Source organism: Pseudomonas sp. BNK-45, from assembly GCF_047456255.1.
In the GTDB taxonomy this organism is placed as follows: domain Bacteria; phylum Pseudomonadota; class Gammaproteobacteria; order Pseudomonadales; family Pseudomonadaceae; genus Aquipseudomonas.
The window spans coordinates 5,328,180-5,343,716 of the sequence record NZ_CP179909.1 but is presented as its reverse complement, the minus strand read 5'-3'; the positions used below and the strand labels follow the sequence as shown (position 1 = coordinate 5,343,716).

Below are 15,537 nucleotides of genomic sequence, written 5' to 3'. Positions count from 1 at the left end.
AGCTCCTACGGTCAGGCGATCCTTATCAGGCGTTCCTTACAGGTACACAGCACACCCAGCGAAAGCTCGGTGACTTATCCGGGGTCTTTTATATACTGTTTGTTGATTTATATGGAAGTACTACCTGAGTTGTATAGTAGTTGTACTATATTGAATAAATCGCTGTTGCCACCCACAGGTTGATCGACCATGCCCACCTCCACCCACCTGAGCCGCTGGTTGCAGCTACAGCGCCAAGGCCAGCTGCCGGACTCGCCCTGGCTGGGTCACGACCCGCAGCCGAGCCTGCTGCTGGACGCCCGGGCGCAGCCGCTGGACCTCAACCCGGCATTGCGCCAATGGCTGGACGATGCGGCCACTGGCGATCTCGCGGCCCTGCTGCCGATCAACCATGCGGCCCTGGTGCGCGCCTGCCTGGAGCAGCAGCGTGCCATCGAGCAGGTGGAAGCCCAGTGGGGCGAACGCATCCTGCTCTGGAGCTTCATTCCCGACCCCCTGCACCAGCGGGTGCTGGCGCGCTGTCAGGAGGCCACCGCCCAGGTCCAGGCCGAGCGCGACTCGGCCCGGGCCCGGCGCCTGTACCGGCTGATCACCGAGAACACCACCGACCTGATTTCCCGGCACACCCCGGACGGCCGCTTCCTCGATGCCTCGCCGGCGTCCTGGACCCTGTTGGGCTACTGGCCCGAACAACTGCGCGGCCTGCTGGCCCGCAGCCTGTTCCACAGCCAGGGCCTGGCCGGGCTGATGCAGCGCACCCGCGACGCCCTGGAGCAGGACGGCTACCACACCATGACCTACCGCATCCGCCATCGCGACGGTCATTACCTGTGGTTCGAAACCGCCTGCCGGGGCATCCGCGACACCTACACCGGCACCGTGGTGGAAGTGGTGGCGGTGTCCCGGGACATCACCGCCCGGGTCCAGGCCGAAGAGAACAAGCGGCGCCTGGCCGAAGTGGTGGAAGCCAACCCCGACCCGGTGCTGTTCATCCAGCCCGGCGGCGCGGTGACCTACCTCAACCCGGCGGCGCGGCGCACCCTGGGGCTGGCGGCCGATCAGGCGATGCCCGGCCTGGCCTCGATACTCAGCGCGCACGTGCTGGACAGCCTGCAGCGCGAGGGCTGGGAGCGCGCCGAGCGCAGCGGCCGCTGGAGCATCGAGGCGCGCCTGCAACCGCCGGCCGGCGGCGCCTCGGTGCCGGTGTCGCTGATGCTCCTGGCCCACCGCGCGGCCAGTGGCGAGCGCTTCTATTCCCTGGTGGCCCACGACCAGAGCGAGCGCGAACTGCGCGAGGCCCAGCAGCGCCATCACCAGGACGAACTGGCCCACAGCGCGCGGCTGGTGACCCTGGGCGAACTGGCCTCGGGCATCGCCCATGAGATCAACCAGCCCCTGGCCGCAGTGGTCAATTACGCCAATGCCAGCCAACGTTACCTGCAAGCCCTGGACACCCAGCCCGAAGCCGCGCACAAGGTCGCCCAGGGCCTGGAGCGAATCGCCGAACAGGCGACCCACGCCGCCGAAGTGATCAAGCGCCTGCGGGCCTTCCTGCGCAAGGGCGGGCGCCGGGTGCAGGCCCTGGACCTCGCCGAAGTGGCCCGGGAAACCGTGCGCCTGTGTGCCTGGGAAGCCCAGGCCAGCCAGGTGACGATCGACTTGCACCTGGCGGATAATCTGCCGCCGGTGTACGCCGACCGGGTGCTGCTGGAGCAGGTGCTGCTGAACCTGCTGCGCAACGCCATTGAAGCCAATCGTGAAGTGCATGGGCAGCAGGGCTCGCACATTGTCCTGGCGGCCGAGGCGAGGAGCGAAGGCGGGGTGCAGATCAGCGTCAGCGACCAGGGCCCCGGGGTCTGTGCCGAGCAACTGCCGCAGCTGTTCACCCCGTTCTACACCAGCAAGGCCAACGGCCTGGGGCTCGGGCTGTCCATGAGCCGCAGCATCGTCGAGGGCTTTGGCGGCGACTTGCAGGCCCAGCCCCAGGCGGTGGGCCTGCGCATGTGCTGCCGGCTGCCGGCCAGCGCCCCGGCCGACCCCCCGGCAACTTCCCAGGCAACTTCCCCCGCAACGACAGGAGCAAGGCAATGACAAGTGAGGCGCAGCAGCTGGTGTACGTGGTCGACGACGACCCGGGCATGCTCGACTCCACCGTCTGGCTCCTGGAGTCGGTGGGGCTCAAGGCCGTGCCCTTCACCAGCGGCCGGGAGTTTCTCGAACACTGCGACCCCAGCCTCAATGCCTGCGTGCTGCTGGATGTGCGCATGCCCGGCATGGGCGGCCTGAATGTCCAGGAAGAGCTGCGCCAGCGCGATATCCACCTGCCGCTGATCTTTGTCAGCGGCCACGCCGATGTGCCCATCGTGGTCCGTGCCTTCAAGGCCGGTGCGGTGGATTTCATCGAGAAGCCCTACAACGAACAGCTGCTGCTGGACAGCGTGCAGCAGGCCCTGAGCCGCGCCGACCGCCATCAGCACCAGAGCGCCGGGCAGGCCCGGGTGCAGGCGCTGCTGGAGAGCCTGACGCCGCGGGAGAAGGACGTGCTGCTGCCCCTGGTGCAGGGCTACAGCAACCGCGAGATCGCCGAACAGCTGGGGGTCAGCATCAAGACCATCGACCTGTATCGCTCACGGGTGATGAAGCGCATGCAGGCCGAGCACCTGCCGCAGTTGGTGGGCATGGCGATTGCCGCCGGCCTGGTGGACCCGCTGCAACTGCGCTGAGGCTCATGCCACCGCGCTGTGCAGCGGTGCGCCACCCAGCAGGCGCTCGATGGCGCCGCTGAGCAGGTTTTCCAGCAGCGCCTCACGTTCACGCTCGGCCAGCGGTTGCTCGCTGAACCAGCTGGGGGCGCTGTTGAGCAGGTTGGCCAGGGCATGGGCGGCGGCGCGCTGGGCCGCCGGGCCGAGGCCGGGCGGGGTGCCCAGCAGTTGCAGCAGCTGTTGCTCGTAACGCTCGCGCAATTGCCCGACCCGCACCTGCTGGTCGGGATTGAGGCAGCCGCTGTCACGTTCCACCAGGCGAAAATGCCGCGGCAATTCCCGGTGCAGCTTCAGGTGGGCGCGAATCAGCGCCGGCAGGCAGTCGCCCTGCAACTTGCGCCTTTGCAGGCGCTTGAGGGTGCTGTGCAGCTCATCGAAGAACTCTTCAATCAGGTCCAGCAGCAGGTGCTGCTTGCTCGGGTAATGGTGGTACAGCGAGCCCGGGGTCAGCCCCAGATGGCTCGCCAGCTCACGCATGCCGACCTGGCCGAAGCCCTTGCTGGCGAACAGCTCCAGGGCCTTGTCGCGGCTTTCGGCAAAGCGTGAGCAGCGCTCAGCCATAGTGATGGAAACCCCGACCGGTCTTGCGCCCCAGGTAACCGGCGGCAACCATTTCCTTGAGCAGCGGCGCGGGGCGGTACTTGCTGTCGTTGAAGCCGTCGTAGAAGGCTTCGAGGATCGCCAGCAGGGTGTCCAGGCCGATCAGGTCGGCCAGGGCCAGCGGGCCGATCGGCTGGTTGCAGCCCAGGCGCATGCCGGCGTCGATGTCCTCGGCGCTGGCCAGGCCTTCCTGGAACACCAGGATCGCCTCGTTGATCATCGGCACCAGGATGCGGTTGACCACAAAACCCGGGCGGTTGCCGGCGGTGATCGCGGTCTTGCCCAGGCGCTCGGCCATATTCATGGCCAACGCGTGGGTCGCGTCGCTGGTCTGCAGGCCGCGGATCACCTCGATCAGGCCCATCACCGGCACCGGGTTGAAAAAATGCAGGCCGATGAAACGCTCCGGCGCGCTGACGCTGGCGGCCAGCTGGGTGATCGACAGCGACGAGGTGTTGGAGGCGATCACGCACTCGGCGCTGACCCGGGCGGCGATCTGCTGCAACACCTTGAGCTTGAGGTCGAGGTTCTCGGTGGCGGCTTCGATCACCAGCTGCGCGTCCTTGAGCGCACTGTAATCGGTGCTGATGCGTATCCGACCCAGGGCGGCGAGCTTGTCGCCTTCGCTCAGGGTGCCCTTGCTCACCTGCCGGTCGAGGTTCTTGCCGATGGTGGCCAGGGCCTTTTCCAGGGCGCCCTGGGCGATGTCCAGCAGGGTCACGTCAAAGCCCGCCTGGGCGCAGACCTGGGCAATGCCGTTGCCCATGGTGCCGGCGCCGATCACCCCGATATTCGCAAGATTCATCTTCAGCTCTTCCTTTGTTAATGGCCTTCGCGGAGCATGGCGCGGTTGCCTTGCCCAGCGCGTTATCCAGCGCGAGTCTAGAGCCGCACACGGTGGCCGGCCTATGCCGAAAGCGGTCAAGGGTGCTGGCGTTTTTTGCCATAGGTCCTGCTACGGGAGCACAGCCTCTACATGCGTGAAACGGATTCGGTCGCGGTCTACTTTGTCCGGGTGATGACCCACGCCCTGCGTGAGCAGCCGCAGCGGCTGGCGGCGGTACTGAGGGAGGCCGGCATCGACCCGGCGCTGCTCGACCAGCCTCGGGCGCGGGTGCCCGGCAGCGCCTTTGCCGCGCTGTGGCTGATCCAGATCCGCGAATTGCAGGACGAATTCTTCCAGCTCGACTCCCGTGGCATGCCGCCGGGGGCCTTTGCCCTGATCTGCCGCGGACTGATCCAGGAACCCAACCTGGAGAAGGCCCTGCGCCAGTGCCTGAACAACTTTGGCCTGTTTTTACGGGACGTCGGCGCCCACCTCAGCGTGCGCGGCAAGCGCGCGGTGATCAGCGTTGAAAGCCACTGCGCCGACCCGCTGCGCGGCCACTACGCCGAAGAAACCCTGCTGGTGCTGATCATCAGCCTGCTGTGCTGGCTGGGTGGGCGGCGGATCCCCATCGACCGCGCCGACTTTCGCCATTCCCGCCTGAGCCTCAGCGACGATGCGCTGCTGTGGGGCAGCAACCTGAGCTGGAATGCCGGGCGCACCGAGATCGAATTCGCCAGCCGCTTCTTGCGCCTGCCGGTGGTCCAGGACCTGGCCTCGCTCAAGGTCTTCCTGCGCAGCGCCCCGCAATGGCTGGTGATCCGTTTTCGCAACCAGCACGGCCTGACCCGCCAGGTGCACCAACGCCTGCGGGGCAGCCACTACAGCCAGTGGCCGACCCTGGAAGCCTTTGCCCGCGAAGTGCAGATGAGCGCCAGCACCCTGCGCCGGCGCCTGGAGCGCGAGGGCGGCTCCTATCAGGAGATCAAGGACGAAGTGCGCCGCGGCGTCGCCGTCGAACTGCTGCGCCGCACCCACGTCAGCATCAGCGAGATTGCCGAACTGACCGGCTTCCAGGAGCCCAGCGCCTTCCACCGCGCGTTCAAGAAATGGACCGGCGAAAGCCCCGGGCGCTACCGCGCCCGCCTCAACCCCACCCTGTAGCCGCTGCCGCAGGCTGCGCACGGCTCCGCAGGAGACGCGGGGGACTTCTCAGACGCTGAAGATTCGACTGGAGATCGCCAGGCAAGGTCCTGCGGGCCTTTGCGCAGCTTCGCCAAGGCTCAGCAGCGGCTACACAGACCGCAGGGATCGCAGGGATGCGTCCTGTAGCCGCTGCCGCAGGCTGCGAACGGCTCCGCAGGAGACGCGGGGATTTTGAAGGCGCTGAAGATTCGACTGGAGACCGCCAAGCAAGGTCCTGCGGACCTTTGCGCAGCTTCGCCAAGGCTCAGCAGCGGCTACACAGACCGCAAGGATCGCAGGGGTGGTTCCTGTAGCCGCTGCCGCAGGCTGCGCACGGCTCCGCAGGAGACGCGGGAATTTTGAAGGCGCTGAAGATTCGCCGGGAGACCGCCAAGCAAGGCCCTGCGGGCCTTTGCGCAGCTTCGCCAAGGCTCAGCAGCGGCTACACAGACCGCAGGGCGCGCGTAGGGGTGGTTCTTGTAGCCGCTGCCGCAGGCTGCGAACGGCTCCGCAGGAGACGCGGGGGACTTCCAAGGCGCTGAAGATTCGCCGGGAGACCGCCAGGCAAGGCCCTGCGGGCCTTTGCGCAGCTTCGCCAAGGCTCAGCAGCGGCTACACAGAGCGCAGGGATCGCAGGGGTGGTTCCTGTAGCCGCTGCCGCAGGCTGCGCACGGCTCCGCAGGAGACGCGGGGATTTTGAAGGCGCTGAAGATTCGCCGGCAGATCGCCAGGCAAGGCCCTGCGGGCCTTTGCGCAGCTTCGCCAAGGCTCAGCAGCGGCTACACAGAGCGCAGGGATCGCAGGGGTGGTTCCTGTAGCCGCTGCCGCAGGCTGCGCACGGCTCCGCAGGAGACGCGGGGATTTTGAAGGCGCTGAAGATTCGGCGGGAGATCGCCAGGCAAGGCCCTGCGGGCCTTTGCGCAGCTTCGCAGGCTCAGCAGCGGCTACAGGTTTTCATTGGGGTTAGACCGGGCTGCGGCCGGGCATCTGGATGCCGTGCTGCTGCACGCGGCGGTACAGGGTGGCGCGGGAGATGCCCAGGGCCTTGGCCGCCGCCACGGGTTTCCAGCGATGGCGCACCAGGGCATCCAGCAGGGCCTGGCGTTCGGGGCTGGTGGCGCTTTCCTGGGCGGGCAGGGCGCCTTCGGCTGCTGTGCCGCGCAGTTGTTCGGGCAAGTCATGCAGTTGGATCAGCGGCCCTTCGCACACGGCGCAGGCGTAGCGCAGCACGTGGCGCAGTTGCCGCACGTTGCCCGGCCAGCGGTAGCCCAGCAGGCACTCCAACGCCGCATTGCCCAGTTGCACCGGCGCGCCGCAGCGCTTGGATTCCTCTTCGACTATCTGGGTGATCAGTGCCAGCCGGTCGCTGCGTTCGCGCAGCGGCGGCAGCTGAAAGCGCGCGCCACCGAGGCGGAAATACAGGTCTTCGCGAAAGCTGCCCTCGGCCACCAGGGCTTCCAGGTCGCGGTGGGTGGCGCAGATCACCTGGATATCCACCGCCTTGCGTTGCGCGGCCCCCAGGGGCGCCACTTCACCCTCGGCCAACACCCGCAGCAAGCGGGTCTGCAAGGCCAGGGGCATGTCGCCAATCTCATCGAGGAACAGGGTGCCGCCATCGGCCTGTTGCAGCAGCCCCTGCATGCCCTTGCTCGACGCACCGGTAAAGGCTCCGGCGACATAGCCGAACAGCTCGCTCTCGATCAGGTTCTCGGGAATCGCCGCGCAGTTCACCGCGACAAAGGGCCGGTCCCGGCGCTGGCTGGCCTGGTGCAATTGGCGGGCGAAGACTTCCTTGCCGGAACCGGTCTCGCCCTGGATCAGCACCGGCAGATGCCGGTCCTTGACCCGCACCGCCAGGCGCAGGCTCTGTTCCACCCGCGGGTCCAGCGGCTCGCCGGCCAGGCTCAGGCGCGGGCGGCTCGGCGGCCGGCGCGGCGCCTGCAAGCGGCCATGCAGCTCGGCGGACAGCGGGCACAGGACCTCGTCTCGGGCGCGTTGCAACAGTTGCGGGTCGAACACCTGGGTGATGTGCTGCGGCAACTGGCCATAGCGGCGCAGCAGGTAATGACGCGCCGCCGGGTTCAGGGCCCGCAGGCAGCCGTCGTCGTCCCAGGCCAGCAGGTAGTCCGGCTGGCTGTCGACATAACCCGGGCTGGCATGGGCCCGCAGCACCCAGTAGCCCTGGGCGCTGTTCATGAAGAACGCCTGTTCGATCTCCCGCGCGCTCTGCACCACCATCTGCCGGATCAGGTGCTGGGAACGGCGGTCATCCGGGGAGCGCACTGCCGACACGTCCAGCACCCCCAGCAGCTCGCCCTGGGGATCGAACACCGGGGCGGCGGAGCAGGTCAGGCCGATGAAGGCGGCACGAAAATGATCGCGCTTGTGCACGGTGATCGGCGTGCGCGCGGTGAGCACCGCGGCCACGCCGCAGGTGCCTTCTTCACCCTCCGACCAGCAGGTGCCCAGGTACAGCCCGGCCTTGCGGCAGTCGTTGCGCAGGGTGGATTCCACCCGGTAGTCGATGGTCTGGCCCTGGGCATCGGTGAGCAGCACGCAGTAGTCGGCGTCGCGCACCCGGCCATGCAGGCGCGCCACTTCTTCGCTGGCAATGCGCAGGAACAACTCGGAGCGCTCGCGGCATTCCTTGAGCACGTTTTCCGAGAGGATGCGCGGCCCCTGCAGCGAACCGGGGTCGAGTTGGTGCTGCTCCATGGAGCGCCGCCAGGAGTCGAGGATCAGGCTCGGCACCGGCGCCTGGGGCAGGTGCGCGGCGTTTTTCAGGACCCGGCTGACGCAGTCCACATGGGCTTTGGAATGTGCGGAAAGCATGAAGGCCTCCGGTTGCAGCTTCTTATCGTTGTCGGCGCATTAAGCGCCGATCCGCCGCCCTGGACAAGCACCGAACGCCGCCGGGACGGCAGTGAGACGCAACGTCTCAAGGTCTCGCCCAGGCCCCGTGCAGCCTGACATGCGACGTCTCACGGGCGGCTGGCTTCAACGCGTCGCAGCAAGCCTGTCAGCCGCTCTGGAACGGCCTTTTTCAGAGATTTTCCGACAACTGGCACCGGCCTTGCTCTGGCCCTTGGCAACCAGTCCCCGGCAACCCGCGTCGACTGGCCCATCGAAGAATAAGAACGAGGTGCCCAATGTTTTCTCCTGCCTGTGCTCCGCCCGCGGTGAGCCCATGAACCGCCGCCCCCTGACCGTCGGCATCATCGCCAACCCGGCTTCGGGCCGTGATGTGCGCCGCCTCACCGCCAATGCCGGGCTGTTCTCCAGCACCGACAAGGTCTCGGTGATCCAGCGTCTGCTGGCGGCCTTTGGCGCCACCGGCATCGAGCAGGTGCTGATGCCCACCGACATGACCGGCATCGCCGCCGCGGTGCAGAAGAACAGCCGCAGCCGCCAGGCCCGGGAGCAGCACTGGCCGGCCCTGGAGTTCCTCGACCTGACCCTGCGCCAGAGCGTCGAGGACACCCGCCAGGCCGCGCGCTGGATGGCCGAGCGCGGGGTGGCGCTGATCGCCGTGCTTGGCGGCGACGGCACCCACAAGGCGGTGGCCGCCGAGGTTGGCGACATCCCGCTGCTGACCCTGTCCACCGGCACCAACAACGCCTTTCCGGAGCTGCGCGAAGCCACCAGCGCCGGGCTGGCCGGCGGGCTCTACGCCAGCGGCCGGGTGCCGGCCGAGATCGCCCTGCGGCGCAACAAGCGCCTGCTGGTGCGCGAACCGTCCCGGGGCCTTTGCGAGGTGGCCCTGGTGGACGTGGCGGTGTCGCCCCTGGCCTTCGTCGGCGCCCGGGCCATCAGCCGTGGCAGCGACCTGGCGCAGGTCTTCGTGACCTTCGCCGAACCCCAGTCCATCGGCATTTCCGCGCTCTGCGGGCTGTGGTTGCCGGTGACCCGCCAGGACCCCCACGGCGCCTGGATGCGCCTGGACCCGCAATCCCCCGAAGCGCTGCTGGTGCCCCTGGCCCCCGGCCTGCTGCAGGGCTGCGGGGTGCTGGAGGCTGGTTATCTGCAACCCAATGAGCCCCAGCCGCTGTGCCTGAGCGCCGGCACCCTGGCCCTGGATGGCGAGCGCGAGATCGAATTCAACCCCCACGACCGGCCCACGGTCACCCTGGATGCCGGCGGCCCGCTGAGCATCGACGTCAACGTGGTCCTGGCCCACGCGGCGCGCCAGCGCCTGCTGGCCATCGACCGCCATCACCGGCAACACCCCGTGAACCTTCAGTCCGAAGACACCCTGGAGAATAAAAATGTCGACACCCCTGACCACTGACCAGTTGCTCCACGCCTACCGGGTGATGCGCACCATCCGCGCATTCGAAGAACGCCTGCACGTGGAATTCGCCACCGGCGAGATCCCCGGTTTCGTCCACCTCTATGCCGGGGAAGAAGCCTCCGCCGCCGGGGTCATGGCCCACCTGCGCGACGACGACTGCATCGCCTCCAACCACCGCGGCCACGGCCATTGCATCGCCAAGGGCGTGGACGTCTACGGGATGATGGCGGAGATCTACGGCAAGAAGACCGGGGTCTGCCAGGGCAAGGGCGGCTCCATGCACATCGCCGATTTCGAGAAGGGCATGCTCGGTGCCAACGGCATCGTCGGTGCCGGGGCGCCGCTGGTGGTGGGCGCGGCCCTGGCCGCCCGGCTGCAAGGCACCGACGGCGTGTCGGTGGTGTTCTTCGGCGACGGCGGCTCCAACGAAGGCGCGGTGTTCGAGGCCATGAACATGGCCTCGGTGTGGAACCTGCCGTGCCTGTTCATCGCCGAGAACAACGGTTACGCCGAGGCCACGGCCTCCAACTGGTCGGTGGCGTGCGACCACATCGCCGACCGCGCCGCCGGTTTCGGCATGCCCGGGGTGACGGTGGACGGTTTTGATTTCTTCGCCGTGCACGAAGCCGCCGGCGCCGCCGTGGAGCGCGCCCGGGCCGGGGAGGGGCCGTCGCTGATCGAGGTCAAGCTGACCCGCTACTACGGCCACTTCGAGGGCGACGCCCAGACCTACCGCGCCCCCGACGAGGTCAAGCATTACCGCGAGCACAACGACTGCCTGATGCAGTTCCGCGAGCGCACCACCCGTTCGGGCCGGGTGCAGGCCAGCCAGCTGGACCAGATCGATGCCGACGTGGACGCGCTGATCGAGGACGCGGTGCGCAAGGCCAAGTCCGATCCCAAGCCGAGCCCCGCCGACCTGCTCAGCGACGTTTACGTCGCCTACCCATAACGCCCCATAGAACAACAAGAGATCACCATCATGGCGAGAAAAATCAGTTACCAGCAGGCCATCAACGAAGCCCTGGCCCAGGAAATGCGCCGCGACCCCAGCGTGTTCATCATGGGTGAAGACGTGGCGGGCGGCGCCGGCGCCCCCGGCGACAACGACGCTTGGGGCGGTGTGCTCGGGGTGACCAAGGGCCTCTACCATCAATTCCCCGGGCGGGTGCTGGACACCCCGCTGTCGGAGATCGGCTACGTCGGTGCCGCGGTCGGCGCCGCCACCCGTGGCGTGCGCCCGGTGTGCGAGCTGATGTTCGTCGACTTCGCCGGCTGCTGCCTGGACCAGATCCTCAACCAGGCGGCGAAGTTTCGCTACATGTTCGGCGGCAAGGCCCAGACCCCGCTGGTGATCCGCACCATGGTCGGCGCCGGCCTGCGCGCCGCGGCCCAGCACTCGCAAATGCTCACCTCGCTGTGGACCCACATCCCCGGGCTGAAAGTGGTCTGCCCGTCGTCGCCCTACGACGCCAAGGGCCTGCTGATCCAGGCGATCCGCGACAACGACCCGGTGATCTTCTGCGAGCACAAAATGCTCTACAGCCTGCAGGGCGACGTGCCGGAAGAGTCCTACGCGATTCCCTTCGGCGAGGCCAACTTCCTGCGTGACGGCAAGGACGTGACCCTGGTGTCCTACGGGCGCACGGTGAACACCGCCCTGGACGCGGCGCGCAGCCTGGCCGGGCGCGGCATCGATTGCGAGGTGATCGACCTGCGCACCACCAGCCCGCTGGACGAAGACAGCATCCTGGAAAGCGTGGAGAAGACCGGGCGCCTGGTGGTGATCGACGAAGCCAACCCGCGCTGCTCCATGGCCACCGACATCTCGGCGCTGGTGGCGCAGAAAGCCTTCGCGTCGCTGAAGGCACCGATCGAAATGGTCACCGCGCCCCACACGCCGGTGCCGTTCTCCGACGCCCTGGAAGACCTGTACATCCCCGACGCGGCGAAGATCGAACAAGCCGTGCTCACCGTGATTGAGTGGAGCCGCTGATGAGCCAGATCCATACCCTGACCATGCCCAAGTGGGGCCTGTCGATGACCGAGGGCCGGGTCGACGCCTGGCTCAAGGAAGAAGGCCAGAGCATCAGCAAGGGCGATGAAGTGCTGGACGTGGAGACCGACAAGATCTCCAGCAGTGTCGAGGCGCCGTTCTCCGGTGTCCTGCGCCGGCAGATCGCCCGCCAGGACGAGACCCTGGCAGTGGGCGCGCTGCTGGGCATCGTGGTCGAAGGCGAGGCCAGCGACGCCGAGATCGACGCGGTGATCGCGCAGTTCCAGGCCAGCTTCGTGCCCGGTGACAGCGCCGACGAAGACAGCGGCCCGGCGCCGCAGAAGGTCGAACTGGGCGGTCGGCTGATCCGCTATTTCGAGCGCGGCGAAGGTGGCACGCCGCTGCTGCTGGTGCACGGCTTTGGCGGCGACCTCAACAACTGGCTGTTCAACCACGAGGCCCTGGCCGCCGGGCGCCGGGTGATCGCCCTCGACCTGCCGGGCCACGGCGAATCGGCCAAGGCCCTGCAACGGGGCGACCTGGATGAGTTGAGCGAGGTGCTGCTGGCGCTGCTGGATCACCTGGAGATTCCCGTGGCCCATCTGGTGGGCCACTCCATGGGCGGCGCGGTGTCCCTCAACACCGCGCGGCTGGCGCCGCAGCGGGTGCGTTCTCTGACCCTGATCGGCAGCGCCGGCCTGGGCCGCGAGATCAACGGCGACTACCTGCAAGGCTTTGTCGAGGCGGGCAACCGCAATGCGCTGAAGCCGCAGCTGGTGCAGCTGTTCTCCAACGCCGAGCTGGTGAACCGGCAGATGCTCGACGACATGCTCAAGTACAAGCGCCTGGAAGGGGTGCAGGACGCCCTCGGGCAGTTGGCCGGCAACCTGTTTGCCGACGGCCGCCAGCAGGCCGACCTGCGCCCGGTGGTGCAGGACGGCGCGCAGCCGGTGCTGGTGATCTGGGGCAGCGACGACCGGATCATTCCGGCGAGCCACAGTGCCGATCTCAAGGCGCAGATCGAGGTGCTGCCGGGGCAGGGGCACATGCTGCAGATGGAAGCGGCGGAGCAGGTCAACCGCCTGATCCTCGACTTTATCCGCCAGCACTGAGGTGTGCTGCGGCGGCCAGGGGGCCGTCGCAGTCCTACAAGAATATGGAGAAGCCAAGATGAGTGTTTCCCTCAAGTCCGTTCCGAGCATGCGCGCCGCGGTCTGGCATGGCCGCCACGATATCCGCGTCGAAGACGTACCGCTGCCCGACGCGCCGCCTGCCGGCTGGGTGCAGATCCGCGTCGACTGGTGCGGCATCTGCGGTTCCGACCTGCACGAATACGTGGCCGGGCCGGTGTTCATTCCGGTGGACGCGCCGCACCCGCTGACCGGGATCAAGGGCCAGTGCATCCTCGGCCACGAGTTCTGCGGCGAGATCGTCGCCCTGGGCGAAGGGGTCCAGGGGTTCAGTGTCGGCCAGCCGGTGGCCGCCGACGCCTGCCAGCACTGCGGCACCTGCTACTACTGCACCCACGGCCTGTACAACATCTGCGAAAATCTGGCCTTTACCGGGCTGATGAACAACGGCGCCTTCGCCGAATTGGTCAACGTGCCGGCCAACCTGCTGTACGCCTTGCCGGAGAACTTTCCCGCCGAGGCCGGGGCCTTGATCGAGCCGCTGGCGGTGGGCATGCACGCGGTGAAAAAGGCCGGCAGCCTGCTGGGGCAGAACGTGGTGGTGGTCGGCGCCGGCACCATCGGCCTGTGCACCATCATGTGCGCCAAGGCCGCCGGCGCGGCCCAGGTGATCGCCCTGGAAATGTCCGGCGCGCGCAAGGCCAAGGCCCTGGAGGTGGGCGCGACCCACGTGCTCGATCCCAAGGAATGCGACGCCCTGGCCGAGGTCAAGCGTCTCACCGGCGGTTTGGGGGCCGATGTCAGCTTCGAGTGCATCGGCAACAAGCACACCGCCAAGCTGGCCATCGACCTGATCCGCAAGGCCGGCAAATGCGTGCTGGTGGGGATCTTCGAAGAGCCCAGCGAGTTCAACTTCTTCGAGCTGGTGGCCACCGAGAAACAGGTGCTCGGGGCCCTGGCCTACAACGGTGAATTCGCCGATGTGATCGCCTTTATCGCCGATGGCCGGCTGGATATCGCGCCGTTGGTGACCGGGCGCATCCAGCTGGAAGAGATCGTCGGCCAGGGCTTCGAGGAGCTGGTCAACAACAAGGAGCACAACGTCAAGATCATCGTGTCCCCCGGTCAGTTGCGACGCCCTTAAGGGGCGCTCTTTGGCGATGGCCGGCGGCGGCCATCGCACTTTTTTACAGTTTTGCGTTCTATCACCAGGCCTGGCCGCGCCGATCCCCGCCGCAGCCCGTGAATTTCGACCCGGTGCCGATGGCCTACGCTCCCTCTTCTTGCATGATGCAAACCCGCTTTGCGCGCCTGTTCCTGGTGGCGCTGCTGTTGTTTGGCGCCACGGCCTGCACCCAGCAGCAAGGCCGCGACCTGGCCAAACAGTTCCGTGAAGGCAAGCCTGACGAATTCTTCCAGACCAGTGTCGATCGCATGGCCACCATCGGCATGCGCGACAACCTGCAGAGCCTGTACCTGCTGATGGGCAAGCTCTACCTGCGCAATCCCAGCCAGTGGCGCAAGTCTGGTTTCCCCGACGGCACCACGGCCCAGCGCGAGATCCGCAACGCCATCGAAAAGCGCCAGCCATTGCCGGCCCTCGGCGATCGTCGTGATTTGGCGGCCTTGAGTTATTCCTTGAGCCCGGAGTTTGAGGGGGATCGGGTCGGTGCCTTTATCTATGCCATTGGCAGCATGCTGGTGACCGCCCATGGCGGGCGGACCGAGTTCTACATGACCGATAGCATCGATCCGCAGTTCATCAGCAATGCGGCGCGCAATATTGAAAAAGCCACCTGGCTGCTGAGCCAGCGCCAGGATGCCAACGGCGTGCTGTTGCTGTTCTCCAACGAGATTTCCGAGGAGGGCAGCAACCTGAGTTTTGCCGTGGAGTTTGGCAAGATCGTCGCGCGCCTGGATCTGCTGACGCAGATTCTGGATGAGCGCTATCGGCGGGTGGGGTTCAATTATGCGCAGAGCCTGTTGCTGATGAATTTCTTGCCGGTGCAGTAGGGCCAAGGCCTTGGCCGCAGGTGCTGATTTTCGCTGCAGACGGGCCCCCTCAACAATGATCCACGGGTACAGGCATTCAACCTTTGAAAAAGCTGAAGACATTCACCGTTCAGGGAACCGCGGTGGGCAGTGACCAGCGCATCCAGCTGGACGAGATCTCGATTCTCGCCGAGCCGGACACGCTCAGGGCGCTGGGTGAGTTCCTGATCAAGGCTGCAACTGACATGGCGGCCGATGGCCTGGAGCACGTGCACCTGCAAGACGTGATCGAGCACTTCTCGCACCAGGCGCATGTAGATGTGATTGCCCTCAACCGGGCGCTGATCAAGCCTGCCTGAGGCAGCGCATTGTTCGGCCTAGCTACATGTTGCGAATCCGCTCGTCGGCCCTGAGTTCGAACTTGAAGCCAATGCCCACGTCATTCAGGGTTTCGGTCACGCGGGCCATGAAGTATTCGGCTTGCTCGGGCAGTTCATACAAGCCCGTGACTTGAATGATCGGGTACTTGCCATAGGCGCCGGGGATCTCGGTGTAGATCTGGCCACCTTCGATGAAGGCGATGTAGGCGTTGATTTTCTCTTGCAGCAATAGCAAGTGCTCGCCCTGCGCTGCTTTGTTCCCCCATTCCAGGTGGTCGGTAATGACCAGGAGCAGGTCGTTGGGCGCCTCCTTGGAGATGCCCCAGAAATCGATGACTTTTGGATTGGTGATGGACACGTCTGATCCTTAACGAG

13 protein-coding genes and 1 pseudogene are annotated in these 15,537 nt (G+C 66.7%); 10 read left to right on the top strand and 4 right to left on the bottom strand.

All coding sequences use genetic code 11. The annotated features are described in order from the left end of the window. Positions 1-189: 189 nt before the first annotated feature. Together ACMGG8_RS24030 and ACMGG8_RS24025 are read left to right on the top strand one after the other, a co-directional pair. On the top strand, positions 190-2,091 hold the full coding sequence (locus tag ACMGG8_RS24030; protein ID WP_414158582.1) for a PAS domain S-box protein: 1,902 nt from the start codon (positions 190-192) through the stop codon (positions 2,089-2,091). After that, positions 2,088-2,723 (top strand): response regulator transcription factor, encoded by a 636-nt coding sequence (locus tag ACMGG8_RS24025; protein ID WP_060843037.1) that lies wholly within the window; start codon positions 2,088-2,090, stop codon positions 2,721-2,723. The genes ACMGG8_RS24030 and ACMGG8_RS24025 overlap by 4 nt, the downstream gene beginning before the upstream one ends. Before the next feature lie 3 nt (positions 2,724-2,726). Here the strand turns inward: ACMGG8_RS24025 and ACMGG8_RS24020 are convergent, their stop codons facing one another. Then, positions 2,727-3,323, bottom strand: a complete 597-nt coding sequence (locus ACMGG8_RS24020; protein ID WP_060843038.1) for a TetR/AcrR family transcriptional regulator — start codon at positions 3,321-3,323, stop codon at positions 2,727-2,729. Beyond that, positions 3,316-4,167, bottom strand: a complete 852-nt coding sequence (locus ACMGG8_RS24015) for a 3-hydroxybutyryl-CoA dehydrogenase (protein WP_060843039.1) — start codon at positions 4,165-4,167, stop codon at positions 3,316-3,318. The genes ACMGG8_RS24020 and ACMGG8_RS24015 overlap by 8 nt, the downstream gene beginning before the upstream one ends. 171 nt (positions 4,168-4,338) lie before the next feature. Here ACMGG8_RS24015 and ACMGG8_RS24010 point away from each other — a divergent pair, with 171 nt between their 5' ends. Continuing rightward, positions 4,339-5,352, top strand: a complete 1,014-nt coding sequence (locus ACMGG8_RS24010) for an AraC family transcriptional regulator (RefSeq protein WP_060838473.1) — start codon at positions 4,339-4,341, stop codon at positions 5,350-5,352. Positions 5,353-6,336: 984 nt separating this feature from the next. On the opposite strand, the gene ACMGG8_RS24005 is transcribed toward ACMGG8_RS24010, so the two are convergent. Continuing rightward, entirely contained in the window at positions 6,337-8,205 is a 1,869-nt protein-coding gene (locus tag ACMGG8_RS24005; protein WP_414158581.1) for a sigma-54-dependent Fis family transcriptional regulator, read from the bottom strand. 355 nt (positions 8,206-8,560) lie between these two features. On the opposite strand from ACMGG8_RS24005, the pseudogene ACMGG8_RS24000 reads away from it, so the two are divergent. The 7 genes and pseudogenes from ACMGG8_RS24000 (at position 8,561) to ACMGG8_RS23970 (ending at position 15,141) form a co-directional block, all read left to right on the top strand. After that, positions 8,561-9,636 (top strand): annotated as a pseudogene (locus ACMGG8_RS24000) (ATP-NAD kinase family protein). 2 nt (positions 9,637-9,638) lie between these two features. Then, positions 9,639-10,616, top strand: coding sequence for a thiamine pyrophosphate-dependent dehydrogenase E1 component subunit alpha (locus tag ACMGG8_RS23995; RefSeq protein WP_060843042.1), 978 nt, complete (start codon positions 9,639-9,641; stop codon positions 10,614-10,616). Positions 10,617-10,646: 30 nt separating this feature from the next. Further along, positions 10,647-11,660, top strand: coding sequence for an alpha-ketoacid dehydrogenase subunit beta (locus ACMGG8_RS23990; RefSeq protein WP_060843043.1), 1,014 nt, complete (start codon positions 10,647-10,649; stop codon positions 11,658-11,660). After that, a complete protein-coding gene (locus ACMGG8_RS23985; RefSeq protein ID WP_060843044.1) occupies positions 11,660-12,772 on the top strand; it encodes an acetoin dehydrogenase dihydrolipoyllysine-residue acetyltransferase subunit in 1,113 nt (370 codons plus the stop codon). The genes ACMGG8_RS23990 and ACMGG8_RS23985 overlap by 1 nt, the downstream gene beginning before the upstream one ends. An 88-nt stretch (positions 12,773-12,860) precedes the next feature. Next, complete coding sequence (locus ACMGG8_RS23980; protein WP_231979048.1) at positions 12,861-13,934, top strand: 2,3-butanediol dehydrogenase; 1,074 nt, start codon at positions 12,861-12,863, stop codon at positions 13,932-13,934. 143 nt (positions 13,935-14,077) lie between these two features. Beyond that, positions 14,078-14,803, top strand: coding sequence for a hypothetical protein (locus ACMGG8_RS23975; protein WP_060843045.1), 726 nt, complete (start codon positions 14,078-14,080; stop codon positions 14,801-14,803). Positions 14,804-14,886: 83 nt separating this feature from the next. After that, positions 14,887-15,141: a hypothetical protein gene (locus ACMGG8_RS23970; RefSeq protein WP_060838481.1), complete on the top strand. Its 255-nt coding sequence runs from the start codon at positions 14,887-14,889 to the stop codon at positions 15,139-15,141. A gap of 22 nt (positions 15,142-15,163) precedes the next feature. Here the strand turns inward: ACMGG8_RS23970 and ACMGG8_RS23965 are convergent, their stop codons facing one another. After that, a complete protein-coding gene (locus tag ACMGG8_RS23965; RefSeq protein WP_060843046.1) occupies positions 15,164-15,520 on the bottom strand; it encodes a DUF6572 domain-containing protein in 357 nt (118 codons plus the stop codon). Positions 15,521-15,537: the final 17 nt, after the last annotated feature.